Below are 26,097 nucleotides of genomic sequence, written 5' to 3' on the forward strand. Positions count from 1 at the left end.
TTTAGTCAGTAGTGAGACGTGGAGCGTATGCATTCTTATTTGTCATTTGTTTTTCCTTTTCCTTTCCTTCAATGGGGAATTTTATTTGTAAAAACTCGTTTTTTCTTCTAAACTTCTACGATATTCTTCTTCATAGTCATAGAGAGGAGTTGGATATTTCCCATCAAAGTAAGCTACACAGAGACCGCCATTTGGCGCATCTGTTTCAATCCCAATAGAGTCAATCAAGCCATCAATAGAAAGATAAGTCAGGCTATCCGCACCAATGATTTGGCAGGTTTCCTCAACGGTATGATTGGCCGCAATCAACTCCTGACGTGTCTGGATATCAATCCCGTAGAAACATGGATAGGCAAGAGCAGGACTACCAATGGCAACGTGTACTTCCGATGCCCCCGCTTCTTTCAAGAGTTGGACAATACGACGAGATGTTGTTCCACGTACAATTGAGTCATCAATCATGACCACACGTTTTCCTTTAACGACACCAGAAACGGCAGAGAGTTTCATTCGCACTCCTTGTTCCCGCAATTCTTGAGTCGGTTGGATGAAGGTCCGTTGCGTATATTGGTTCTTGATGAGACCCATTTCATTTGGCAAACCTGATTCTTCAGCAAATCCCATAGCTGCACTGAGTGAAGAATTTGGTACACCGACCACAATGTCAGCTTCGTGCTTGAACTCACGTGCCAATTGAGCCCCCATTCTCTTACGAGCCGTATGAACATTAACACCATGGATGTTGGAGTCAGGACGGGCAAAGTAGATATACTCCATCGAACATATTGCCAGCTGAGTATCGTTTGTATAGCTGTCATACTGGATGCCATTTTCATCAATAATAACAATCTCACCTGGTTTCACATCGCGAATCCACTCGGCACCGATGACTTCAAAGGCACAGGTTTCAGAGGAAACCACAACTGCTCCATTGGCCATTTTCCCGATTGACAGAGGACGGAAGCCGTTTGGATCAAGCGCTGCAATTAACTTATCCTCAAACATCAAGAGATAAGCAAAACCACCTTTAACAAGACTGAGCGCTTCCTTGATCTTGCCCATCAGGTTTGGATTGTGGCTACGACGAATCAAGTGAGCCAAGATTTCTGAATCAGAAGTCGAGCTAAAGATTGCCCCTCTTTGTTCCAATTCTTGCTTGAGTGATTCTGCATTAGTCAAATTCCCATTATGAGCCAAACCAAACTGCATATCGTGAAAGCGGAAGAGGAAAGGTTGGATATTGTCTACAGAAGCTTCTCCCGCAGTTGCATAACGCACGTGTCCAATCGCTCCAGTTCCTGTCAATTTATCCAAATTAGCAGGATTTTTGAAGACTTCTGATAAAAGCCCCATATCACGATGACGCTTCAATTGTCCATGGTCATTGGAGAGGATCCCTGCCCCCTCCTGACCACGGTGCTGAAGACTATGGAGTCCAAAATAGGTCATTTTGGCAGCATCTGGGTGGCCCCAGATACCAAAAACACCACATTCTTCATTAAGAGATTTTACTTCGTATGTCATTTTATATACCTAATTTTTATTTGTGTATCATTCCTTAACAATACTACAACGGAATGATACGGTAGAAGCTCGTTTCACTCGCAACAACAAATCATTTGCAATTATCGCAAGTTACATCTACTTGATTTTACATTCACTGATGGTTATCTATTAAAAAATCTGCAAATCTTACTTCCCAGTAAAGTATTTCACAGCTGATGCAAAGAGGTGCTGGTCTTTATTTCCTGGAATATTTTGGAAGAGACCATCTTCGAAACGTTCTGAGTGACCCATCTTACCAATAATTTGACCGTTCTTACTTGTAATACCTTCGATAGCATTGACAGATCCGTTAGGATTGTATTTTGAATCCATGCTTGGTTTCCCTTCGAAGTCAACATATTGGGTAAAGATTTGACCATTGTCACGAAGCTCTGCAAATTCCTCAGCTGTCACGACAAATTTACCTTCACCATGTGATACTGGAATGGCATGGATGTCACCAACTTCTACTCCGGCAAGCCATGGTGAGTTAGTATTGGCAATACGTGTTTCCACCATCTTAGCCACGTGTTGGTTGGCATCATTGTAGAATAGAGTTGGACTCGTGCTACTTGCATCTTCAAAGTTACCATATGGAAGAAGACCAGATTTAACAAGGGCTTGGAATCCGTTACAGATACCGATAATCAAACCACCACGTTCGATGAAACTATCAATGGCTACACGTACTTTTTCATTGAGCAAGATGTTCACGATAAATTTAGCTGATCCATCTGGTTCATCGGCTGCTGAGAAACCACCTGCAAAGAAGATAATGTTAGCTTTTTCGATATTGTCAACCATAGTGTCAACAGACTTGACAATAGCTTCTTCATTAAGTGTTACAAATGGTACCAAGTTGACTTTGGCACCTTCTTTTTCAAAGGCCTTTGCTGAATCGTACTCAGAGTTAGTACCTGGGAATACTGGGATGTAAACTACTGGTTTTTCAACTGTTTCTTTAGCTTTAATCACAGCATCTGATGCCACAGCAGGTACTTCTTCCAACTCAGTTGCTTGTGCAAATTCCGTTGGGTAAACTTCTTCCAATTTACCTTGGAAGGCACTGTCAAGTTTGTGTCCATCAAGTGTTACACCATTGACAGTAAGTGTAAAGTCAGCTACTGTTTGTCCAATCTTGGCAACACCTGCAATTTCTTCAGGAGAGGTGAAGACGAATCCACCCAATTGAGCTGTCAAGCTAGTGTCAAAGTCAGCTAATTCAACGTTTGCACCAATATGGTTACCAAATGTTGCAAGGGCAAGAGCTTCAACCACACCACCATATTTGACAGCTGATGCAGATGTGACTTTATGGTCAGCTTGAATTGCTTCAAATTGAGCAAAGTTAGACTTGATAAGATCAAAATCAATTTCTTGTGCCAAAGATTGACCTGGAATATAGTAAATATTTTCACCAACAGCCTTAAATTCTGGAGATAGGACCTTACGGCTATCTGCTGTTGTCACACCAAAAGCAACCAAGGTTGGTGGTACTGTCAATTCTTCAAAGGTACCAGACATAGAGTCTTTACCACCGATAGATGGCAAACCAAGTTGAATCTGAGCTTCAATGGATCCAAGGAGAGCAGCCACTGGTTGACCAAAACGCTCTGCTTGTTTATCCATTCGCTCGAAGTATTCTTGATAAGAGAAACGAGCCTTAGACCATTTTGCACCAGCAGCAACCAAACGAGCAGTTGCTTCGATGACCGCATAAGCCGCACCATGGTATGGAGACCATTCTGCTACATAAGGGTTGAATCCTTGCGCCATGACAGAAGCAGTTGTTGTCACACCATGTTGAACTGGCAATTTCTGTACAGAAGCTTCCGTTGGTGTGATTTGGTAGCGACCACCGAGTGGATGATTAACTGTTGAACGACCAACTGAGCTATCAAAGATGGTTTGTAAACCTTTTTGACTGGCATGGTTAAGGTCAGCCAAGACTTCAAGAGTATCAGCTTCAAGGGTTTCAGCAGATGTTTGACGTTCTTCTGGAAGCTTGACATCCTTGTCAACCACCTTAGCATCTACAACCACACGTACACCGTTTGTATCAAGGAAACGACGTTCCAAATCAACGATTGTTTCACCATTCCAGTGCATGACAAGGTTTGGTTTCTCAGTCACCGTCGCAACGACAACAGCATCAATATTTTCTTTGTTACATTCAGCAACGAAGGCATCTACATCTTCTGGACGAACCACTACGGCCATACGTTCCTGAGATTCAGAGATAGCAATTTCTGTACCGTTCAAACCTTGGTATTTCAATGGCACTTTGTCTAGATCAATTTCAAGACCATCAGCCAATTCACCGATAGCCACACAGACACCACCAGCACCAAAGTCATTTGATTTCTTAATCAGACGGGTCACATCACCATTACGGAAAAGACGTTGAATCTTACGTTCTTCGATGGCATTCCCTTTTTGAACCTCAGCACCAGCTGTTTCAACAGATTCAACTGTTTGAACTTTAGAAGAACCTGTCGCACCACCGACACCATCACGTCCAGTCTTACCACCGAGCAAGATAATCACATCACCTGCTTCAGGTTTTTCACGGACAACATTTTCCTTAGGAGCCGCACCAACAACTGCACCTAGCTCCATACGCTTAGCAACGAAACCTGGGTGGAAGTATTCACGAACATAAGTTGTTGCAAGACCAATTTGGTTACCGTATGAAGAATAACCGTGAGCCGCTGTTTTAGAAATCACTTGTTGTGGCAATTTACCAGCACGTGTTTCTGAAATCGGGGCTGTAATATCACCAGCACCTGAGATACGCATAGCTTGGTATACGTATGAACGCCCTGACAATGGGTCACGAATGGCACCACCGATACAAGTAGCCGCTCCACCAAATGGTTCGATTTCAGTTGGGTGGTTGTGGGTTTCGTTCTTGAACATGAGAAGCCATGGTTCTTTGACACCATTGACATCCACTTCAATTTCAACTGAGCAGGCATTGATTTCATCAGACACTTCCATGTCATCCAAACGACCATTAGCACGCTCATAACGACCAAAAATAGTCGCCATATCCATCAAGGTTTGAGGTTTTTCGCTACGTCCCAACTCATCACGCATGGCAATATACTTGTCATAAGTCGCTTGCAATTGTTTTTGGAATTTAGAAGCTGAGAAGTCGATGTTTTTCAACTCAGTCTCGAAAGTTGTATGACGGCAGTGGTCAGACCAGTAAGTATCCAAAACCTTCAACTCAGTCTCAGTTGGTACACGTCCAATGGATTTGAAGTAATCTTGAATGAAGAGAAGGTCATCCACTTCCATGGCCAAGCCTTGCTCAGCCTTATACTGTGCAAAATCTTCTGCCGTATAAGTTTCAAAGAAATCCAAGCTTGGAATAGTCTTGTCAGACTCAGAGAAATCCTGTTTCGCAATGCCAACAGTGATGTCTTTGAAACGAGAATCTACTGGGTTCAAAAGATAGTTTTTGACAGCTTCTAACTCATTCGCATCAATATCCTTGTTAACCAAGTAAAGTTGTGCTGTGTTCACTGTTACATCATTTGAACTACCAAGCAAAAGCAAAGCTTCTTGTGAAGATGCCGCACGTTGGTCAAATTGACCAGGCAAACTTTCGATAGCAAAGAAAGCATACTTCTCAAAATCAGCCTGAACCGCAGCCTCGTCCAAAATAGTATCAGTCACTTGCTCAGAGAAGATATGTTTTTCTGCACGCGCAAACAAGTCCTCTGCCAAACCAAAGACATCGTAAACCTGAACAATACGAAGATCATTCAAGGTTTTCAATTGAAGATTATGCTGTAATTCTTTTACTAAAGACTGAGATTTTACACGAAAATCAGCTTTTTTCTCAACGAAAATACGTTTATCCATTTTATTTCCTTTATTTCTATTCAAATAGGTTATCGAAGACGAAGGTTTTTCCTTTCAAACAAGTTACTTCAAGCCCTGCAATTTCTCCAACACAACCTTATAAACATCTGTCAAACTGCCTAAATCTCTACGGAAAACATCCTTGTCCATATGGTGCCCTTCCGCATCCCAAAGGCGGCAGTTGTCTGGTGAGAATTCATCTGCCAAGATAATCTTGCCATCCTTATCAAAACCAAATTCCAATTTGAAGTCAATCAAGCGAAGACCAATTTGTGCAAACCAATCTTTCAGCAATTCATTGATACGACGCGTTTCTTCCTTGATATAAGCAATTTGTTCATCATTGGCAATATCCAAGAACTTCACATGCTCATCATTGATGAATGGGTCATCCAAATCATCGTTCTTGTAGTAAAATTCAACGATTGGAGTCTCCAAGTCCAAACCTTCTTCCACACCAAAACGTTTTGAGAAAGAACCTGCAGTTACGTTACGAAGCACAACCTCCAAAGGAATGATTGTCACTTTTTTATTCAATTGTTCTGTGTCAGAAATACGTTCGATAAAGTGTGTCGCCACACCAGCAGCATTCAATTTTTCAAAAATAAGAGACGAAATCTGATTATTCAGCACACCTTTACCCTCAATGGTCTCTTTGCGAGCTCCATTTAGCATGGTTGCCTGGTCCTTGTAGACCGACTTAATCACATTTTCGTCTTCTGTAGTATAGATATCTTTAGCTTTTCCCGTATAAATAAGTTTACTGGACATTTTCTTGTTCGCCTTTCGTATTACTTTACATCATTCTAACACAACAGACACTAAAAATCAAATATTTCACGAACTATATTTGATATTATATCTGAAAAAGTACAGAAAAATCGCAAATGATTTTTCATTTGCGATTTTCTAAGATTGATTTGAGTTAGAATGAGAACTTTATTCTTGTTTCAAAAAACGATCAAGATAGTAGCGTAAAAAACTCTTCCTACCTGTAATCATAGTCAAACGACCTTCAAGTCCATAACGAAGTTTTTCTGCTTGTTCAGCATTCAAATCCGTCTCTGCCTCTAATTTAAAGAAATTGCCCTTTTCTGTCTGAGTCGCACTGGTATCGATATTCGTAATCTTGGAGGTCAATACTAGCTGCTTATTCGCATCCGTTACCGTTGTAAATCGTACCTCATTTCCATGCTTGAGACCAGCCACTTCCTTAGAACTAATATAGGCTGTTAGTTTTGCCTTCCTCTCTCTAGCCAACTGCGGAAAAAGGTGAGCGAGAATAGTTCCTTCTGGAATGATGGTAGATCGACTATGCTCAGGATTCAAATGTAGAACACCATCTTCTGTTGCTGTAATTTTCCCCTTGTCTAAAAGATTTCCTTGAATCTTTTTACCTGACTCCGCTTCAAGAATTTTCTGATCCAAGAGCGTTAATTCCTGACCTACCTTGGCTAGTTGCTGAGATTTTAATGACTCCAACTGACTTCCTAATCCAGATGCATAAGCTTGCTGGGCTCCTGAACCTGCATACTGTACTCGATAACCTGCAAGAGTTGACTCCAACTGAGTGATTTGAGCATCTAGCTGAGATAAGGCCTGCTGTTTGGCTTCCGATCCTTGCTCCTTTGTCGACTGATAAGACTGATAAATGGCATAAGCTGGATGATCACTCTCTAAGTGTCCATCACCCTGAATAGCAGACTTGGCTTGCTGATATTCTTTAATTTTGGACTGGGTTTCACCGATGAGATTGCCTAATTCTGCCTGACTACCACTGGCTGCTGCATTTTGAGATGATATACTAGCATTTTGTTGCTCAACCTGACTCCGCAGACTAGCAGCTTGATTTAGATAATCTAAAAAACTATGCTGATAGCCAAATTTATCCGCTTCTGGAAATTGATCACTTCCTGCTTGAAGGCTTGCTTTTAAATACTCCAGTTGAATCTTCTGATCCTTGAGCATTTCCAACTGACTGGCATAATTCTCAGCCTGAACGGCTTCTGCTCCCTCTTGGTATTGAACGAGAAGATCCCCTTGCTTGACAAACTTATTTTCAGCCAAATGATTCGCCACAATCTTACTATTACTACTAGACTGAATGGTAGCAATGATACGAGCAGGTTCTACCGTAGCTCCAGCTGTCAAGCTTATCTCCTTTTGTGCAAATATTGAAAAAATTAGCAAGAATAGAAACAAGATAAAACTTGGAAAAATCACATAACTAGAAAAATTATGGTAACGACGATTGTAAAACTCAGCACTTTCTAAAAATTCTGATTGCATCTTTTCTCCTCTCTAACTATTCACCAAGTGGGCATAAAAACCACCCTGAGCCAGTAAATCCATATGTGTACCTTCTTCAACAATCTTTCCCTGATCCAAAACGACAACCTTCTCTGTCCGCTCAGCAATGGTCAAACGATGGGCGATGAAAATCAAGGTCTTATCTAAAGCCATCAGATTATCGACAATTCGCTTCTCGGTCAAAATATCCAGACTGCTGGTCGCCTCATCCAAGATCAAGACAGGTGCATCAGTCAAGAGAGCACGCGCCAGAGCGATCCTCTGACGTTGACCACCTGAAATGCCCGCTCCATCCGAAGTCAATTCTGTCTGGTAATTCAGTGGCATGCGCTCAATATCCTCCCGAATCTCTGCCAACTCCACTGCTCTCAATATATCTTCCTGAGTCGTTCCCTCCTTGGCTCCAAGGAGAAGATTCTCCAAAATTGTCCCATTAAAAACATAGGGTTGCTGAGGCAGGTAGTTGATATACTGACGCAAAGCTTTTTTGTCAATCTGATTGAGATTGACGCCACCCAGGCTAATCTCCCCCTGACTTGGATCGTAAAAATTAACCATCATCTTAGCCAAGGTCGTCTTACCCGATCCTGAAATTCCCACAAAAGCCACTTTAGAGCCTTGCGAAATGGTTAGATTGATGTCTGACAAAACATCTCGGCCATAGCCATACTTGTAGTGAACCTGCTTGAAAGTCATATCTCCTTCTAGCAAACTCAAATCTGAGACTGTTTTCTTTTCCTCAAACTCAGATGCAACCAGATAAACTTCATTCAGACGGTTATTAGCTACCTGCGCTGTCTGAAGCTTAGTTTGCAGATTGATGATATTCTCCAAAGGATTTGTAAAATAAACAAGCAAGGTATTATAGGTGATCAACTGGCCCAAACTCATCTTATTGTCCATAACTAGAAGAGCCCCCATCCAGAGAATGCCAACATTGAGCAAAAGCTGGGCAAGCTTTTTCAGAGCCTTTTGCTGACTTTCTGCCCGACTGTAGGTAAAAGATTTTTTTAGATAATCCACAAATTCCTTGTCAATCTTTTGGTAACGTTGACTTTCACTGGTCAAAGACTTAATGGTCTCAATACCGTTAATATCCTCGATAATAGAAGATGACAGGACTGCATTAGCTTCCATGGTATCCCGATTCATCTTTTCAAAGGGCTTCATAAAAGCAAAGATAATCACTGTGTAGATAGGAAGAGCTAGTAAACTCATGAAAAAAAGATTGCTATTCTGCGAAAATAGAACTACTGAAATAATCAAGACAGTAGATACATCCAAAAAGATTGACAGAATAGTCGAAGCCAGCGCATCGATAATACTATTTGCATCCGTGAAACGAGACACGATTTCCCCTGTCCGTCGTGTCGCAAAAAAGGACATAGGCAGGTGAAAAATGTGCTTGATATAAGATAAGATCACATCAATGGACAAGCGTTGCCCCAAAACAAGTAAAAGATATTCCTGCGCATAAGATAAGATTTGCTGAAGGACATAAACGATGACTAGCCCTATTGAGATAATACCCAAGGTTGAACGCATCTGATCTGGTACATAAGTATCAATGATAGACTGCAGATAATAAGAACCCACAATGTTAATCAAGGTCACCAAGAGGGTCGCCAAAACGATATTAACAATCAAACCTCGCTGTTTCACTAATATAGGGATAAAGGAAAGCAGACCATTTTTTTGTTCCTTATGAGGCTTATAAGTCGGAGATGGTGCCATAAAAATAGTGATTCCTGTCCACTCCTTGGCAAAGCGTTCACGAGAAATCTTGGTCAGCTTAACACTAGGATCTGGATCAGCGATATGAATGTTGTTCTTGTCCTGCCCAGTCACCACATAATAATGGAGCAATTTTCCTTCCTTAAGCACATGAGCCACAAAAGGAAAGGTTACATCCGGCAAATCAAACAAGCTCATGTCCGCCTTTATTGCTCGCGTCTCAAAACCAATTTCCTCTGCAACCTTGACTAAGCCTAAAGCTGTAGTCCCATCCATGGTCGTCTTGGCCAACTCTCGCAAGTAAGCCAGAGAATAATAACTTCCATAATAACCAAAGATCATGGCTAATGAAGCCACACCGCAGTCCATCTGGTCTACCTGAGGACGATAATGCCGTTTACTAAATTTCATATTCTACTCCTTTTCCTAACAATCTCCAAAGAAAACTTTGTAAGATTATTTTATCCAAACAAAGAAGCAAATAGAAAATTATTTCTAAAAAAACAATATCCTCACCTGAACAGCACTTTTTCCTAAATAAAAATAGGTAGAACAAACGTCCTACCTAGAAAATATAATGATTAATATTTCTTACCTTTTCCAATTTTTTTACGATTTACCACAAATTTTTAAATTAACGTCTACTTCCTAGATAACGTCCAAACATATAAGAAGTTCCTCCTAAAACTCCCCAAGCAATCGCCGTAGAAGCACTAGCAATGAAACCTCCCTTAGTTACAGCCAAGTCTTCCTCTGTCATAATAGCAAATTTTTTATTCAGTTTCTCCATTTTTCATCTACTCCTTTTTAAATAATACTAGCTAATCCAATAGCTACTCCAACCAAAAGTCCTACTATTCCTGAGGCTGATATAATTATAGCCGCAAATTCTTCTGAGATATTCATTTATTTCTCCATTCTTTTTTAGTTCTTATTCAATTGATAACAACTAAAAGATGATTATTCAATAGCATTTGCCACATACTAATAATAGTTCTATTTAAACCTTGTCTTTACCTGAATCTAAATAACTCATCATCAAAATAAGCATCGGAACAAATAACTCTGATTGGAAATATTTTTCAACATTAAAGGTAATTACATTTAAGTCTCCTAATATGCAAAGCACTCCAAAAATAATTAAAAAGGCTCCCATTACATTTTTTAGATTTTTCATACAAGTTCACTTTTATTCCTTTTTAGTTCAACTTAATGATTAGTTTCAAATAGATCATTTTTATTTTCTGAACTACACTTATACCCTACATAAAACAGACCAAGTAGAATCGGATAGATTTCTGGATAAAACAAGGTATTGATCGGTTTTTTCAAAATCAAATACGTTACAATGTAGATAATGACTGACACGATAAAATATCCCTCAGCAAATCCCAATAAAAATTTTTTCATAGCAGACTCCTATTTATCTGACAAAAATGACAGAGTTTTTCCGCCATTCACACGGACAAAATCCTTTTCATTCAGATTCATCATTTATAGTTTGGATTATATTTTGACAAATCCTTGCAAAAAATCCCAAAATAGCCTGAGGCAATCAATCCAACTAAATACCATTTCCAATCAAAGGATAATAAAGAACCTGTACGAATTACATGAAGCACGAGATTGAGACCTATTGCCACCAAAGGAACTATGGCAACAATGTATTGAGATCAGTGTTGCGATTGTTCATTATCTAACGCCCACGACGAGCAAAATCTGAACCAAATTTGTAACCAGCATTAAAAATTTGTACAGCAGCATTCAGTACTCCTGCAATCCCAACTGCTTCCGCAAGACCAAAACCACCTTTTGTTCTCACTAATTCATCGTCAGATAATTGATAAAATTGTTCTAAGTTCATGTTCATCATTACTCCTTTGTATTATATTTTATTGCTATATAAATGATTAAAATGAGTATTGGATAGGTAAATACTTCTGAAATATCCATAAAATTTACACTATACTGTCCAGGTAATATTTTATAGTCAATTAAAATTTGAACAATAGTAAAAATAATACGTAGCGATAACAATACCCCTAATAATATCACTTCTTTTTTTAAAAACATAGAAATGCCTCTCTGACTACAATCAGATTATGGTCTATTTGCATAATACCCCAAAGCTGCTCCTCCAGCAAAAAGCGCTGTTGCTCCACCTGCTACTGCCGCACCTACCTTCCAAATAGATACTCCAGCGAGTACAAGAGGCAGTGCTCCCCCATCCACTTCCATCAGCTCTTCTTCCGTAAGAGCTACAAAGTTCTGTTCCATTTTGTCAAAGTTTGTCATTTGTTTTCTCCTTTATTTTTATATTTGTGATTTCTAACCTTTAAACCATTTTAAAAGCCAAATTGGATAAATAACTGAAATAATCATTCCTAATCTCCTTCCTTTTCTTCTCACTTGTCTATTCGAGAAATTATTTTAAAATAAACAGCTAAATCAAATTTATTTTAAAAACCACTTAATTAACCATGGATACATGATCGGTATAAACATGAAGCAATCTCCTTCCTCTTCTTCTCACTTGTCTATTCGATAAATCATTTTAAAATTAATGAATAAATTTAATTTATTTAAAATACAATTTGATAAACCATGGAAGTAAAATTGGTAAATACATTGATCAGACTCCTTTCCTTTTCTTCTCACTTATCTATTCGAGAAATCATTTTAAAATAAACAATTAAATCAAATTTATTTTAAAAACCACTTGATTAACCACGGATAAAGACCTGTCACATACATCAGCAATCCTCCTTTTTTGTTCTCATCTCTTTATTCGTAAACTCATACTCTTCGAAAATCAAATTCAAACAACGTCAGCTTCACCTTGCCGTACTCAAGTACAGCCTGCGGCTAGCTTCTTAGTTTGCTCTTTGATTTTCATTGAGTATCAACTGTAAAATTTCAAAATCTTATCTTTTTTCGAGAAACAAAAAAACAACATGACTTGCATGTTGCTATATGTTAGATTTTATCTTTAATGGCTTTCAATACATCTGCCACACTTTGAAGATGGTCGATTTCTTCATCGCTGATTTCAATTCCAAATTCATCCTCAATGGTTAGTACGAATTCCATCAAATCTACCGAATCAGCATCCAGATCATCCTTCAAACTCAAGGCCTCTGTGACTACAAAGTCATCCCCTTGACGTTCTTGGATAATGGCCACGACACGGTCAAAAATTTCTTTTTCTGTCATATATATTATTCTCCTGAAAATTCACGCGCAGTTTGAGCAACTACGTCTGTTTCTAGCATGGTACGAATCTGACGAATCGTACTGTACACAGCCTTGGCATCACTTGAGCCATGAGTCTTGACAACAGGCGCCTTGACACCAAACAAGACTGCACCCCCAACATCTGAATAGTTGAGCTGCTTTTTCAAGCCTTTAAGGCTATCCTTGAGAAGAAGAGCACCAAGTTTTGCTCGAAGTCCACCACCTGTAATAGCATTTTTTAGCAAGCCCATGATTCCCATGGCTGTACCTTCGATGGATTTTAGCACAGCGTTTCCCGTGAAACCGTCTGCCACGACAACATCTGCAACACCCTCCATCAAATCACGCGCTTCCACATTACCGACAAAGTTCAAACTCTCATCAGCTGCTAGCAAGTCATAAGTTTCCTTGCGGAGTGGATCTCCCTTGCTGCTCTCTGTCCCGTTATTAAGCAAACCAACTCGTGGTTTTGCAATTCCACGAACATTTTTAGCGTAGAAAGAACCTAGGATGGCATATTGATGAAGGTGATGGGCTGTGTTTTCTGCATTGGCACCAAGGTCTAGCATATCAAAACCTTTCCCATCAACTGTTGGTAAGGTTGACATAAGTCCAGGTCGGTCAATATTCTTGATGCGACCAACGATGAAAAATCCTGCCGCTAGCAAAGCACCTGTATTTCCTGCAGAGAGCACAGCATCAGCCTCACCGTCCTTGACAGCCTTAGCAGCCAATACCATACTGGCTTTTTTCTTCTTACGAATGGCTTTTGTTGGTTCATCATCCGAATCAATTTTCTCATCTGTATGGATAATACTGACGCGATCTGTCGCTGTTAGATATTGCTTAATCTTGCTCTCATCTCCGTAAAGTTGAATCTCAATATCTGAAAAGTCAGCAAGGGCTTGATTAACACCTTCAACAATTGCCTGTGGTGCGTAATCCCCACCCATTGCATCTACTGCGATTTTTTTCATTTGTCTTCCTCTTTTAGTAATTGTCCCCAATCAGCTAGGGAATCAATAAATTTCTTTGATTTTAGGTGAATTCCTACGTATTCTTCATAAATTTGATCCATGAACTGACGCAATTCTTGCTTGATTTCAGACTTGAGAGAAATAGTCTCTAAAGTCTCAAAGTTAATAGCTTGAAATTGATTGAGCAGATAGGGAATGTTTGGATTCAGATGACAACGTTTCTCATCCTCATGATAATGCTCAGGACATAAGCAAGCGCCATATTTGAAAGAAAAATCAAAGGCCTGACCTACCCGATGGCAAAAAACACACTCATTAAAGTTAAGACTGATCCCAAAACGTGTCAAAATCTGAATTTCAAAAATATTAGTCAAAACTTGATAATCCAGACCCTCTTCCATCAACTCTAAAGTCTTTTGTAAAAAAGCAAACAAGGGAGCATCCTGTTGATTGTCCTGCAAACTAGCATCTGCCAGAGCTGCCACATAGGTCGCATAGGCCATGACAAAGAGATCACTATTGATTTTTGGAAAGGTCATCACCTCATGGTAGTCTTCAATATAACTAAGCCCATCATCATTGATTCGTAAAAGAAAACGAGCCAGCACCAAAGGTTGAATAACTGGAGCCAGTTTGGATTGACCGGCATGTTTGACAAAAAACATGCGCTTACCGACCTGCTCTGTAAAAATCTTGACTAGCTTGTCATCCTCACGAAAATTACGATTGTAGAGCACCAACCCCTGACTCGTAATAGACTGAATCATGCTTCTCTCATGTACTCCTCAAGACGTTTCATAGCCTCTCTGATGGTTTCCATACTAGCCGCATAAGACAAGCGCACATAACCTTCTCCATATTGACCAAAAGCTGCACCAGGGATAAAGGCAACAGCCTTCTTCTGAGCAAAATCCTTCAGAAAAGCAAAGGAATCTTGATTGTAGCCTTCTGGAATCTTAGCAAAGATATAAAAAGCACCATCTGGTTTGATGATCTCAAAACCAAGGTCAGTCATCTTCTCGATAATGTAGTCCCGACGTTGGATATACTCCTTCTTCATCGGCTCTGCATCGTTCTTACCAGCCGTCAAGGCTTCCACCGCAGCATGTTGAGCCATGGTATTTGCGGCAGTGACCAAGTACTGATGACTCTTGATTAACTGGGCTGTGAAATTTGCTGGAGCAAAGATAAAACCTAAACGCCAACCTGTCATAGCATGGGATTTGGATAGACCGTTGATGATAATAGCCTGATCTCTCAGCATCGTTCCCAAAGATACATGATTTTCCCCTGTATAGGTTAATTCTGAATAGACCTCATCACAGACAACGAAAACCTCATACTTACGTAAAACGTCTGCCAAGGCTTCCAACTGTTCGCGACTATAGGTAATTCCTGTAGGATTAGCTGGATAGTTGAGAATAACTGCCTTTAGCTTATCACCTTGCTCGATAATAGCTTTCTCTAGCATTTCAGGAGTTAAGACAAAACCGTTCTCAGTCGTATCAATCTCGACAATCTCTGCACCAACTAGATTAACAATTGGTTCATAACCAGGATAGGCAGGAGCTGGCAAGAGAACCTTGTCACCCTCTTCTAAAATAGCTGTCAAAGTAGCTGATAGAGCCTCTGTCGCACCAATTGTGACCAATATTTCATTTTCAGGATTATAGTCTAGCTTGTATTTTTCTCTTACAAAATCACTAGCTGCCTGGCGCAAGGTCAACAAACCACTCATCCCTGTATAGTAGGATTGATTTTGGTCAATGGCGCGCTTGGCCGCCTCCTTGACATGGTCTGGAGTTGTGAAGTCAGGCTCTCCCAATGTCAGACGTAGAACCCCAGGAATCTCTGAAATAGCCTGGTCAAACTGACGAATCAAGGAAACTTGAATCTTATCTAATTGTTTATTAAATCGCTTGGTTAAGTCCATAGATACCCTCCTTGCTTAAAGGACATATGTCTATTATACTACAAAAGCTCTCTGACCGCAAAATCACACTAGCATAAGCAACTGATGTATGTTCATTTAAATTCATTACAACACTATGTTTTTAGAATACTCAATGAAAATCTCATGAAACTAGGAATCGAGGTGAAAGCATAACTAAAGTTAGGTAAGCCGAATATGACAACGTATTAGGAGATTTTCGACAAGTATTGAGAAGTTGCGTAAGGAAATAAATCGGATAGGGGTCAATATAAATCAGATCACAAAAAAAAGTAAACGAAGATAATCAGGCTAGTTTAAATGAATTTAGTCAGATTCTTGAATTGCAGAAACATTTGAAAGATACAGTCAGACAATTTATTCAAAAACAAGAAAATCAAACAAAGGTACAGGACAGATGGTTGTAATAAGAATTATTGTTGACACTATCTCTTATCTATCCTAAACTTATAACTAAGGATAAGATGATGTCGAGTGACTGGTAACAGTTTGCTCAAAGGTTGCTGATGATTCAGGTTCAGGTTCGGCACTACCTTCAGCTTTAGGCTGTAAAGAACCCGCTCCACCACTGGTCCTATTCGTTTCACTCTTGGAGTATATTCAAGAGTTTTTTTCTTGCAAAAAAAGTTCAAAAAATTTATACTGGATATACACGATATAGAACGGAGATATACCATGACTACATCACTTGTTAAGCAATACAATTTTAAAATCAATGAGTTAGCAATGGAACAAGCTAGAGCCATTATCAAGGAAAAAGGAATGACCATGACGGATGCTATCACTCTTTTTATAGAGCAGATTGTCCTCGAACAGGACTTGCCAATCAAGACTGCAGAAGATTTACACCGTGAACAGTTGATTGAGGAATTACAAGCTCAATCCGAACGAGCCTTAAGAGAGTATGAAGCAGGAAAAGGGACTTCCCTAGACAGTATGAGGGCACGCTATGGCTTATAAAGTAATTATTTCTGATGAAGTGAGCCAAGCTATTGACAGTATTCATGATTACATCACTACTGTTCTTTTATCATCTCAGTCTGCTAAAAATACTGTGGGTAAAATTTTAGATGGCTTAAAAAGTTTAGAAGTCTTTCCTGAGGCTGGTTTTGACGCCGATGAAAAAATTGGTATAAAGATTAATAGTAAGTACCCTACACGAGGAAAAATTATCGGTCAGTATGTCTTACTCTACTTCATCGACCAAAAACAAAACACTGTTTTTTTATCTCACCTATTCCACATAAAAAGCGACTATGTCACTTTGCTACAAAATGGTAATAAAAGAAGCTCAACTGATTGAGACATCTTTCTTTATTTTATAAGCTCCGAAACCTTAATTTTTGGTACCGTCTTGGTTTAACAGTACGCTGTATATATAATATTTTACAGCTACTTTTTCTTTAGAAACGTTGATTTAATAAGGATTTAAATATTACAGAGTATACCTTTGTAAAATACGGTTTTGCTAATCTTCGTTACAACTATTCTAGCACCATTATTGATTACTAGATCGGTAATGTCATTTCTGAGTGGATAGTCAGAAAGTGGTTAGATAAGTGCGACAAAAAAATATAACCTGAGTTTAGTTTTAATATGACTAGACAAACAGAAATACCAGAGGTGGAGCTCTGGTATTTCTGTTTTTTCCAAGACTTCGTTACAGTTCTAATCACATAAATTTGAGAAACTTGTCAAATAATTATTAAACTTTACTTTCTCTTTACTTTTCTGACAGATAAGATTATAATAAGGAGTATTTATTTTCGGAGGTTTTTATGTCATTTCTATCAAAAAATTGGGCTGGACTTTTGGTCTGTCTTATCATATCTATCATTTCTTGGATTTTAGGAGGCTTCTTGCCTGTTGTCGGGGCACCTGTCTTTGCCATCTTTATTGGCATGATTCTCCACCCATTTCTCACTTCCTATAAACAACTAGATGCTGGTTTGACTTACAGCTCCAAGAAATTGCTTCAGTATGCAGTTATCTTGCTTGGGTTTGGACTCAATATCTCTCAAGTTTTCGCAGTTGGAAAATCTTCCCTCCCAGTCATCCTCTCAACTATTTCAATTGCTTTGATTATAGCCTATCTCTTCCAGCGCTTTTTTGACCTAGATACAAAGCTAGCTACCTTGATCGGTGTCGGTTCCTCTATCTGTGGCGGTTCTGCCATTGCAGCGACTGCTCCTGTCATCCATGCCAAGGAAAAAGAAGTCGCACAAGCCATTTCTGTTATCTTTTTCTTCAATGTCTTGGCAGCTCTTATCTTCCCAACTCTAGGAACCTGGCTCCATCTTTCCAACGAAGGCTTTGCCCTCTTTGCAGGAACTGCGGTCAATGATACTTCCTCTGTAACGGCTACCGCCAGCGCCTGGGACAGTCTCTACCAGACTAATACCCTCGAATCCGCAACCATTGTCAAACTCACACGTACTCTGGCTATCATCCCCATCACTCTCTTTCTCTCCTACTGGCAAAGTCGTCAACAAGGAAACAACCAAGGGGTAAAACTTAAAAAAATCTTCCCTGTTTTCATTCTCTACTTCATCCTAGCTTCTCTGCTAACCACAGTCCTTACTTCCTTAGGTGTCAGCAATAGCTTCTTTTCACCTCTCAAACAACTCTCCAAATTCCTCATCATCATGGCTATGAGTGCTATTGGTCTCAAAACCAACCTCATCGCTATGATTAAGTCCAGCGGTAAATCCATTCTTCTCGGAGCTCTCTGCTGGATTGCCATCATCCTGACTAGTCTCGGTATGCAAACGCTCATCGGTATTTTCTAATACTCTTCGAAAATCAAATTCAAACCACGTCAACGTCGCCTTGCCGTACTCAAGTACAGCCTGCGGCTAGTTTCCTAGTTTGCTCTTTGATTTTCATTGAGTATAACACAAAAGGTAGCTCGCAAGCTACCTTTTTATTGTTCAAGAATTAAGCGTGTATGTTCTCTCTTAATACAACGGTTCATCACGATATCATCGCAACCTCCAGCACGCAAGATTTCTTCTGCTTCTAGACTTTCAAGTCCTAGTTGCGCCCAGAAAATCTTAGCATCAGCCTTGAGAAAATCTCGTGCCACATCTGGTAGAAACTCACTACGACGATAGACATTGACGATATCTACAGAAAAAGGAATCTCAGCTAGACTGGCATAAGCCTTTTCTCCCAAGATTTCCCCACCTGCAGCCTTAGGGTTTACTGGTATGATTTTATAGCCACGAGCCTGCATTTCCTTTGTCACTCGATTGCTAGTTGTTTCCTCACGGTCAGACAAGCCCACTACTGCTAGAGTTTTACTGGTTTCTAGATACTGACGGATCACGCCATCACTTGGATTGATAAATTCTTGAGTCATAAAAATCCTCCTTTTTCATCAGTATAGCATATTTCGAAAGGGTTTGCAGAAATTTACTATAAAATCAAAAATCCTCCCAAAATTAAACTATTTCATTTAATTTGAGGAGGATTCATAAAAATTTTATTTAAAGATTATTCTCTTGTTGGTTTATACTGAAGGCTTTCTCCATGTTGTTTGACAAAGTCACTCATCTCTGAGTCAGGAATTTGTCGAAGGTAGAGATTGGCACGAATCGTATCATCTTCTTCACGACAAGTAGAAAGAACAAGATATTTATCCTTAGCTGATACCTTAACATTTGGTTTCTTAACCTCTGCAGTGTCATAAATAATATTTAGCTGTTTCTCAAAATCCGCATCATCATCAAAAGAAGTACGGTAAAAAGCTGTTTCTTCTGGAACAATAATCATAGCAACAGCTTCATAATAATACTTTCTCTCTGGAGTTTCAATGACAACATAAGGATGTGCATCAAAATATTCCTGGCGACTGAAGTAATTCACATCTTTAAACATGCGGTGGTCAGGCACTTTACTACCACGAGCGTGACCAAATAACCAAGTCAATCGATCGCTAAAGTCCTTCTTGTTATCGGCATCCATAAAGACTGCCCCCATTAAAGGCTCATTAACGCCATCAAAGCGCTTATCTAAATAAGTCGCATTATCCGTTGTTTGAACAACTGGTTCATCTAACTGGGTACCAGGAATATATACGTAACCAACCGTCTCAGAGTTTGTTGCGAGCAAGCCTTTAAATTTATTTGCGAGATATTCCTTTTCTTCTGCGCTAGCAGTATAAGTTTGCTTTGGAGCTTCCTGAGTAACCTTTGCATCATTTAGCTTATCTCCACTTGGAGCTAGGAAGCTTTTATAGATAAAGAAGCCTCCCAAAGCAACGATAGCTACTGCAACGATTGAAGCAATTATTTTAGTAATTGGTGATTTCTTTGTCGTAGAACGTCTACTCATCTTTTCCTCCTCATTTTTTACCAAAAAAATCACTGAAACCAAGTTTCAGTGATTGGCTACTTTTTAAATAAAATTATTTAGCAGCGTGTGTTTTTGGAAGAGCTTTTTGACCTGCTTTAGCATTTGCGCCTGCTTTTTTAGCAGCATCGTCTGCTTTTTTAGCTTGGTCTACAGCACCTGGTTTACCAGGTTCTGGTTGTGCTGCTTGATCAGCTGGTGCTTGGTCAGCAGATGCAGCTTTACCTGTTTGGTTAGCTTGGTCTTCAGCGATACGAGTTGGGTTAGGTTTGTTATCTTCAACACCAGTTGGGTCGTTCCAGTAGTTACCTTGAGCTTTAGCTGCGTTACGGTATGTTTCTTGCAAGTATTGGATTGCACGGTTACGTTGTGAATTTGTTGCGTCAGCCAAAACTTCATCAAGGTTAGCTTTAGCAGTTGCTACAGCTTTTTCATGAGTGTGACCAACGATTGCTTGAGCTTTAGCAAGTTCTGCACGAGCTGCAATCACTGAAGGTTCTTTTTCAACAGCTGCTGCGATATCTTCTGGGTGAGCTTCTACGTATGCATAAGCTTGATCTGCAATATCACGTTCAGAAACATATTTCTTTTGGATCAATTGGTTAGAAGAAGCTGGGTTTTCTCCTTGTGCAAAAACTGGAGCTGCTGCTGAGAATACTGCAAGAGCTGCTACTGATGCCAATAAAACTTTTTTCATTGTTTTATCTCCTCTTTAAGTTTAATTTTAATTATAAGGATAATCCTTATTACCTCAAATTATATCACATATATTTAAGTTGTCAAGCTTTTTCTTAAACTATTTTTAAAATTTCTGGTAAAAAACGAGTAAAATTTATTATATTCTTAAAAAACAAGCAATATTCTCGAAGAATTAAGGAAAAAAATGGACTAAAAAACGAACAATTAGTGAAATTTTCACATTTTCCTGATCTAATTAAGAAAACTCCCAACAAGGCCTATCACTTTGTTAGGAGTTTTGTCTGATCCAACGAATTCGTTAGATTTTTTTCTCAATACTAAATAATGGAGATAGAGGACGTTTTTCGTGGATACGGATGATAGCATCTGCCAAAAGATGAGCGATAGAGATTTGCTCAATCTTATCAATCAATCGCTCTTCTGGTAGGTAGATAGTATCCAAAACAACTAATTTTTTAATAGCTGATTTTTGGATATTATCCATAGCAGGCCCTGAAAGAACTGGGTGCGTACAACTTGCGTAAACTTCGACAGCACCAGCTTCAGCAAGAGCATCTGCCGCATGACAAATAGTTCCAGCTGTATCGATCATATCGTCAATCAAGATACAAGTCTTGCCTTCTACCTTACCAATGATGTTCATCACTTCACTGGTATTCATCTTGTCTACGCTACGACGTTTGTCAATAATAGCAATTGGAGTTTTCAAAAACTCTGCTAATTTACGAGCACGAGTCACCCCACCATGGTCTGGGCTGACAACCACATAGTCAGAACCAACCATGCCACGACGCTCAAAGTAGTCTGCAATCAAAGGAGCACCCATCAAGTGATCGACAGGAATATCAAAGAATCCCTGAATCTGTGCAGCGTGCAAGTCAATCGTCAACAAACGATCTACTCCAGCCACTTCAAGCATATTTGCTACAAGTTTTGAAGTGATTGGCTCACGCGCTCTCGCCTTTCTATCCTGACGTGCATAGCCATAGTAAGGCATAACAACGTTGACAGATTCTGCACTGGCACGTTTCAAAGCATCTACCATAATCAAAATTTCTAGCAGATTGTCATTTACAGGTGAGCTAGTTGATTGTAGGATAAAGACGTGTTTTCCACGGATTGATTCTTCGATATTAACTTGAATTTCTCCATCTGAAAATTGACGTACGGTTGATTTTCCCAACTCTATTCCAATCTCTTGCGCCACACGCTCTGCCAATTCTCTATTTGAAGAAAGGGCAAACAGCTTTAAATCAGAAAAAGACATGATTTCCTCCAGTATTTATGTATCACTTGTGTTTTTTCACAATATTTTCCATCTACCATTGTAGCGCTTTTTTCTTGATTTTTCAATAAAAAATAAGACAAGAGTGGACATTTATCCCCTTGTCTTGTGCTCATTTATATTCCTTATATTCAAGCTGAAATGTGACAACTTAGACATTCTATCTCATGGGAAGATAGGAACTCACAAAGGAAAAGTTAGTATACCTCTCTCATACTACCTGTATCCACATCATAAACTGCCCCTGAAATAACGACATCATCTGGAATCAATGGGCATTCTCGAAGTAACTGCATATCCTCACGAACACTCTCCTCAACATCTTGAAAAGGGAGAAAATCTTGACCCGAGACATCGACTCCTAATTCAGCTTTTAAATGTTCTTGAAATTCTTCATTTTGAAAAGTCTGTGCACCACAGTCTGTATGATGAAGAACCACAATCTCTCTTGTTCCCATTTGTTGCTGGGAAATCACGAGTGAGCGAATCATATCGTCTGTCACTCGACCGCCCGCATTCCGTAAAATATGAGCATCTCCAAGTGCTAACCCCAAAGCTTGTGCAACGTGCAGACGTGAGTCCATACAAGTCACAATGGCTACTCTTGTTTTAGGCTTGATTGGCAGATTTAACTGACCATGCAGGGCAACATAAGCCTGGTTGGCTTGCATAAACTGTTCAAAATACGACATGACAACACACTTTCTTATTTTTAAGATAATTTGAAAACCAAATTATTTATCTTCTATCTTACCATCTTTTCTTTGTCTTGTCAGTTTTCAACTTCCATATAAAAAACTAGAACAGAGACTTCTAGCATCTAGCTTAGGTCCCTATCCTAGTTTTTATTGTTATGATTCTTTTTGGATATACTTGTTGAGAGAGCCTGCAAAGCTTTGAAGATTAAGACTTTGTACATAAACCTCACCAGTACCTCGGAAGGTATTCACCACTCCTTCGCCTGTACCAATAGATTGCCAGAAACCATTTTCTAAGTGGATATGATAGTCCAAAGATTGACTCCAAGCCACCACATGGGCATTGTCAATCGTCACTTCTTGGTTTTGGAGTTCAATTTTTTTAATCGAACCAAAAGCATTGGCCAAAAGAGTTCCTTGACCTTGAGTAGTCATCACGAAAAGACCACCTTGACCGCCGAAAAGTGCTTTACCAATAGATTGGCGCTCCATTGTATAGAAAGCCGTTCCATCAAGAGCCAGAAAAGCCCCATCATTCAAGCGATACTGCTTTTCGCCAAGTTCAAGAGCAATCACTTGACCAGGAGTATCTGGTGCTAAAGCAAGATGTCCGTTGTCAGACTCTGCAATAGCTTGAGTAATGAAGGTACTTTCACCAGAAACCATGGAACGTCCTACAGCTTTGACAAAACGTCCCAAGCCAGAACCGCTAGCATTGAGCTGGGTATTGAGGCTTACATTGGGTGTATGGTAGACCATGCTACCGCGCTGAATAAAGACCGTTTCTCCTTGATTGAGTGACAACTCTACCAAAGGAAATTGCATATGACTGTCCATAGAAAATTTCATCAGAAATTCCTCCTTGTTTTAATAAATGTTAGCAATAAAATAATTAGTAATCTAAACCTGAGTACAACTATTAGGAGAATACTTTTTTCAAGACTTCTCCAATAGTGGTCACTCCAATCACCTGAATTTCTTTAGGTGATTTGATTCCAGTCAAGGAATTTTTCGGTACATAGATTTTTGTAAAACCAAGTTTCGCTGCTTCATTGATCCGTTGCTCGATACGATTTACGCGCCGAATTTCTCCAGTCAAACCTAATTCTCCTACAAAACATTCCTGAGGATTGGTTGGCTTGTCCTTATAGCTTGAAGCAATAGCAACCGCAACAGCTAGGTCAATGGCAGGCTCATCCAATTTGACACCACCAGCAGATTTGAGATAGGCATCCTGATTTTGCAAGAGAAGCCCTGCACGTTTCTCCAAAACAGCCATAATCAGACTTGCACGATTGAAATCAAGGCCTGTTGTAGTCCGCTTGGCATTTCCAAACATAGTCGGTGTTACCAAGGCTTGAACCTCCGCAAGAATAGGACGCGTCCCTTCCATAGTCACCACGATGGACGAACCGGTCGCTCCGTCTAAACGTTCTTCTAGGAAAACTTGACTAGGATTGAGCACCTCAACCAAGCCACCTGATTGCATCTCAAAAATCCCAATCTCATTTGTCGATCCAAAACGGTTTTTGACTGCTCTCAAGATACGGAAGGTATGGTGGCGTTCCCCTTCAAAGTAAAGCACTGTATCCACCATATGTTCCAGCATCCGAGGACCAGCCAAAGTCCCTTCCTTGGTCACATGTCCAACTATAAAGATAGCAATGTTATTGGTTTTGGCCAGCTGCATAAGTTCAGCCGTCACCTCACGCACTTGAGAAACAGACCCCTGCACCCCTGAAATCTCAGGAGACATGATTGTCTGGATAGAGTCAATGATGAGAAAATCTGGCTGAATTCTCTCTATTTCTGCCCGCACGCTCTGCATATTGGTCTCTGCATAGAGATAAAACTCGCTATCAATATCACCTAAACGCTCTGCACGGAGTTTGATTTGCTGAGCAGACTCCTCCCCACTGACATAGAGAACTGTCCCCACTTGAGACAGCTGGGTTGAGACTTGTAAGAGCAGGGTTGATTTCCCAATCCCTGGATCCCCACCGATAAGGACAAGACTTCCTGGTACCACACCTCCACCAAGAACTCGGTTAAACTCCTCCATCTCTGTCTTGGTTCTATTGACATTGATGGAGGTCACTTCAGCCAGTTTCATGGGCTTGGTTTTCTCACCTGTCAAGGACACACGCGCATTCTTGACTTCTGCAACCTCGACTTCCTCAACAAAAGAAGACCAAGACCCACAGTTTGGACAACGTCCTAGATATTTAGGGGAATTATACCCACAATTTTGACATATAAATGTCGCTTTTTTCTTTGCGATGATTCTAATCCTTTCATTTTTAAAATCTCTTATTAATTTCCCAAATCAGTAACTATTTTTTTTCAGAACAATCAGTCCACCATCATCCGCATGGACATAATACTCCCCATCAGGACTAAATCCAAAAATATAGGGTAAATAACCTTTATAAATTTGAGTCCTAGTTTCTTTATTCTCTGCCCAATAAATGGTTAAAATCGGATATTCTTCAGATTGGTCTTTAGCCATTGTCACTCGGATGTCTTTACCATTATACAAAGGAAGGCTTCCACCATATTGTCCAGCAATAGGAATAGGTGAATCATAACCATCACACATAGCTACTAACTCTATCTCATCGTAATCCCCATCTATTGGAGTGACTTGACTTTTTTCACTATCGATGATGGACATATATTCTGAAGAAATGCAAAGGATTTTTTGATAGTCTACTGGAAGAAAAGCCAAGTAAAGAAAACCTCCAATACTAATCTTATACACCTTCTTATACCCTTGACAATTTTCTGCGGTAAAAGCTTGAAAATCCTTATAGCTCATTTAATTGTGCTTCTTTCTATATCTCTATCTCACACTCAATCACTTGGCAAAAATCAATCTTCTCGTCTGGTACAAATTGGCGCATGAGCATTCGATGAGCAACAACTACCACAGTCTGGTAGTCTCGATACTTAGCCATGCATTCTTGAAAACGAGACTTCATCTCCGCAGCTGTCTCATATTGAACAGGAGAATTTGGGAGCAACTCCCCCTTGTTTTCTAAAAACAGACATCTAGCTGTTTCAAAGTTCTCTATACCTGTTTCATAAACCTGCCATTCATGCAATAATGGCTCTACCCTCAAAGGAAGGCCAGTAGCACAGGATACATAAAAAGCCGTTTCTAAAGCTCGCGTCACTGCAGAAGACACCAGGATATCAGCTGAGCCAAACAAAGGATTTTTGCAAAGTTCCTGAGCTTGTTGTCTTCCTTTCTCAGATAAGGGTGCCAAATCTATCCCGAATCCAGTATAGGAACGCTCCTCTAACTCACGGTAATTTGGCTCCCCGTGACGGATAAAAATAATTTTCATATTAAGATCCCCATAAAACTATCCAATCTTGATTCCGCAATCTTGCCACTGCTTCAGTGTTTTAGAGAATTTCTTCTGGTTGGCAACT

27 protein-coding genes and 1 pseudogene are annotated in these 26,097 nt (G+C 39.8%); 3 read left to right on the top strand and 25 right to left on the bottom strand.

Features of this window, described 5'->3' with window-relative positions; all coding sequences use genetic code 11:
- Positions 1 to 81 precede the first annotated feature (81 nt).
- From purF to E7C97_RS02450, 16 genes and pseudogenes are all read right to left on the bottom strand, one after another.
- Positions 82 to 1,524, bottom strand: coding sequence for an amidophosphoribosyltransferase (purF, locus tag E7C97_RS02375; RefSeq protein WP_316108012.1), 1,443 nt, complete (start codon positions 1,522 to 1,524; stop codon positions 82 to 84).
- Positions 1,525 to 1,692: 168 nt separating this feature from the next.
- On the bottom strand, positions 1,693 to 5,418 hold the full coding sequence (locus tag E7C97_RS02380; RefSeq protein WP_316108013.1) for a phosphoribosylformylglycinamidine synthase: 3,726 nt from the start codon (positions 5,416 to 5,418) through the stop codon (positions 1,693 to 1,695).
- A 63-nt stretch (positions 5,419 to 5,481) separates the two neighbouring features.
- On the bottom strand, positions 5,482 to 6,189 hold the full coding sequence (gene purC, locus E7C97_RS02385) for a phosphoribosylaminoimidazolesuccinocarboxamide synthase (protein ID WP_000095682.1): 708 nt from the start codon (positions 6,187 to 6,189) through the stop codon (positions 5,482 to 5,484).
- Between the two features lie 168 nt (positions 6,190 to 6,357).
- Positions 6,358 to 7,707: a bacteriocin secretion accessory protein gene (locus tag E7C97_RS02390; RefSeq protein WP_316108014.1), complete on the bottom strand. Its 1,350-nt coding sequence runs from the start codon at positions 7,705 to 7,707 to the stop codon at positions 6,358 to 6,360.
- 12 nt (positions 7,708 to 7,719) lie between these two features.
- Positions 7,720 to 9,873, bottom strand: coding sequence for a peptide cleavage/export ABC transporter ComA (comA, locus tag E7C97_RS02395; RefSeq protein ID WP_316108015.1), 2,154 nt, complete (start codon positions 9,871 to 9,873; stop codon positions 7,720 to 7,722).
- Positions 9,874 to 10,096: 223 nt separating this feature from the next.
- Positions 10,097 to 10,252 (bottom strand): hypothetical protein, encoded by a 156-nt coding sequence (locus E7C97_RS02400; RefSeq protein WP_316108016.1) that lies wholly within the window; start codon positions 10,250 to 10,252, stop codon positions 10,097 to 10,099.
- A gap of 210 nt (positions 10,253 to 10,462) precedes the next feature.
- Complete coding sequence (locus tag E7C97_RS02405; protein WP_186821471.1) at positions 10,463 to 10,639, bottom strand: hypothetical protein; 177 nt, start codon at positions 10,637 to 10,639, stop codon at positions 10,463 to 10,465.
- 32 nt (positions 10,640 to 10,671) lie between these two features.
- Positions 10,672 to 10,872, bottom strand: coding sequence for a hypothetical protein (locus E7C97_RS02410; RefSeq protein ID WP_070457948.1), 201 nt, complete (start codon positions 10,870 to 10,872; stop codon positions 10,672 to 10,674).
- A gap of 80 nt (positions 10,873 to 10,952) precedes the next feature.
- Positions 10,953 to 11,155, bottom strand: a pseudogene (locus E7C97_RS02415) (bacteriocin immunity protein).
- Positions 11,156 to 11,158: 3 nt separating this feature from the next.
- Positions 11,159 to 11,326: a class IIb bacteriocin, lactobin A/cerein 7B family gene (locus E7C97_RS02420; RefSeq protein WP_186821470.1), complete on the bottom strand. Its 168-nt coding sequence runs from the start codon at positions 11,324 to 11,326 to the stop codon at positions 11,159 to 11,161.
- 8 nt (positions 11,327 to 11,334) lie between these two features.
- Positions 11,335 to 11,535, bottom strand: coding sequence for a hypothetical protein (locus E7C97_RS02425; RefSeq protein ID WP_045762498.1), 201 nt, complete (start codon positions 11,533 to 11,535; stop codon positions 11,335 to 11,337).
- Positions 11,536 to 11,562: 27 nt separating this feature from the next.
- Positions 11,563 to 11,757, bottom strand: coding sequence for a class IIb bacteriocin, lactobin A/cerein 7B family (locus tag E7C97_RS02430; RefSeq protein ID WP_049509326.1), 195 nt, complete (start codon positions 11,755 to 11,757; stop codon positions 11,563 to 11,565).
- Positions 11,758 to 12,438: 681 nt separating this feature from the next.
- A complete protein-coding gene (locus tag E7C97_RS02435; protein ID WP_060955040.1) occupies positions 12,439 to 12,675 on the bottom strand; it encodes an acyl carrier protein in 237 nt (78 codons plus the stop codon).
- A 5-nt stretch (positions 12,676 to 12,680) separates the two neighbouring features.
- Positions 12,681 to 13,673: a phosphate acyltransferase PlsX gene (gene plsX / locus E7C97_RS02440; protein ID WP_075227952.1), complete on the bottom strand. Its 993-nt coding sequence runs from the start codon at positions 13,671 to 13,673 to the stop codon at positions 12,681 to 12,683.
- Positions 13,670 to 14,440: a DNA repair protein RecO gene (gene recO / locus E7C97_RS02445; protein ID WP_049509320.1), complete on the bottom strand. Its 771-nt coding sequence runs from the start codon at positions 14,438 to 14,440 to the stop codon at positions 13,670 to 13,672. Before recO ends, plsX begins: the two co-directional genes overlap by 4 nt.
- Positions 14,437 to 15,606 carry a pyridoxal phosphate-dependent aminotransferase gene (locus E7C97_RS02450; protein WP_316108022.1) on the bottom strand — a complete coding sequence of 390 codons (1,170 nt, stop codon included), beginning with the start codon at positions 15,604 to 15,606 and terminating at the stop codon, positions 14,437 to 14,439. The genes recO and E7C97_RS02450 overlap by 4 nt, the downstream gene beginning before the upstream one ends.
- A gap of 693 nt (positions 15,607 to 16,299) precedes the next feature.
- Here E7C97_RS02450 and E7C97_RS02455 point away from each other — a divergent pair.
- The 3 genes from E7C97_RS02455 to E7C97_RS02465 all read left to right on the top strand — a co-directional run bounded on the left by E7C97_RS02455 (position 16,300) and on the right by E7C97_RS02465 (position 18,413).
- On the top strand, positions 16,300 to 16,584 hold the full coding sequence (locus E7C97_RS02455) for a type II toxin-antitoxin system RelB/DinJ family antitoxin (RefSeq protein WP_000213598.1): 285 nt from the start codon (positions 16,300 to 16,302) through the stop codon (positions 16,582 to 16,584).
- Positions 16,574 to 16,927 carry a type II toxin-antitoxin system RelE/ParE family toxin gene (locus E7C97_RS02460; protein WP_049526778.1) on the top strand — a complete coding sequence of 118 codons (354 nt, stop codon included), beginning with the start codon at positions 16,574 to 16,576 and terminating at the stop codon, positions 16,925 to 16,927. Before E7C97_RS02455 ends, E7C97_RS02460 begins: the two co-directional genes overlap by 11 nt.
- A gap of 475 nt (positions 16,928 to 17,402) precedes the next feature.
- The gene (locus E7C97_RS02465; RefSeq protein ID WP_049549415.1) at positions 17,403 to 18,413 is read left to right on the top strand and encodes a YeiH family protein; all 1,011 of its coding nucleotides are present in this window, start codon (positions 17,403 to 17,405) and stop codon (positions 18,411 to 18,413) included.
- Positions 18,414 to 18,547: 134 nt separating this feature from the next.
- Here the strand turns inward: E7C97_RS02465 and E7C97_RS02470 are convergent, their stop codons facing one another.
- The 9 genes from E7C97_RS02470 to E7C97_RS02510 all read right to left on the bottom strand — a co-directional run bounded on the left by E7C97_RS02470 (position 18,548) and on the right by E7C97_RS02510 (position 26,009).
- Entirely contained in the window at positions 18,548 to 18,985 is a 438-nt protein-coding gene (locus E7C97_RS02470; protein ID WP_049549416.1) for a CoA-binding protein, read from the bottom strand.
- A gap of 134 nt (positions 18,986 to 19,119) precedes the next feature.
- Positions 19,120 to 19,959, bottom strand: a complete 840-nt coding sequence (gene srtB / locus E7C97_RS02475) for a class B sortase, LPKTxAVK-specific (RefSeq protein ID WP_316108024.1) — start codon at positions 19,957 to 19,959, stop codon at positions 19,120 to 19,122.
- A 73-nt stretch (positions 19,960 to 20,032) separates the two neighbouring features.
- Entirely contained in the window at positions 20,033 to 20,674 is a 642-nt protein-coding gene (gene abpA / locus E7C97_RS02480) for an amylase-binding adhesin AbpA (protein WP_049530055.1), read from the bottom strand.
- Between the two features lie 300 nt (positions 20,675 to 20,974).
- Entirely contained in the window at positions 20,975 to 21,943 is a 969-nt protein-coding gene (locus tag E7C97_RS02485) for a ribose-phosphate diphosphokinase (protein ID WP_000010179.1), read from the bottom strand.
- A gap of 215 nt (positions 21,944 to 22,158) precedes the next feature.
- A complete protein-coding gene (locus tag E7C97_RS02490) occupies positions 22,159 to 22,653 on the bottom strand; it encodes a carbonic anhydrase (RefSeq protein ID WP_025171246.1) in 495 nt (164 codons plus the stop codon).
- A 159-nt stretch (positions 22,654 to 22,812) separates the two neighbouring features.
- Positions 22,813 to 23,508, bottom strand: a complete 696-nt coding sequence (locus tag E7C97_RS02495; RefSeq protein WP_316108028.1) for a TIGR00266 family protein — start codon at positions 23,506 to 23,508, stop codon at positions 22,813 to 22,815.
- A gap of 70 nt (positions 23,509 to 23,578) precedes the next feature.
- A complete protein-coding gene (gene radA, locus E7C97_RS02500; RefSeq protein ID WP_316108032.1) occupies positions 23,579 to 24,916 on the bottom strand; it encodes a DNA repair protein RadA in 1,338 nt (445 codons plus the stop codon).
- A gap of 69 nt (positions 24,917 to 24,985) precedes the next feature.
- A complete protein-coding gene (locus E7C97_RS02505; RefSeq protein ID WP_075230758.1) occupies positions 24,986 to 25,477 on the bottom strand; it encodes a hypothetical protein in 492 nt (163 codons plus the stop codon).
- Positions 25,478 to 25,493: 16 nt separating this feature from the next.
- Positions 25,494 to 26,009, bottom strand: a complete 516-nt coding sequence (locus tag E7C97_RS02510) for a histidine phosphatase family protein (protein ID WP_075230759.1) — start codon at positions 26,007 to 26,009, stop codon at positions 25,494 to 25,496.
- Positions 26,010 to 26,097 lie beyond the last annotated feature (88 nt).

The sequence above is a fragment of the Streptococcus sp. genome, from assembly GCF_032481935.1.
Lineage (GTDB): Bacteria > Bacillota > Bacilli > Lactobacillales > Streptococcaceae > Streptococcus.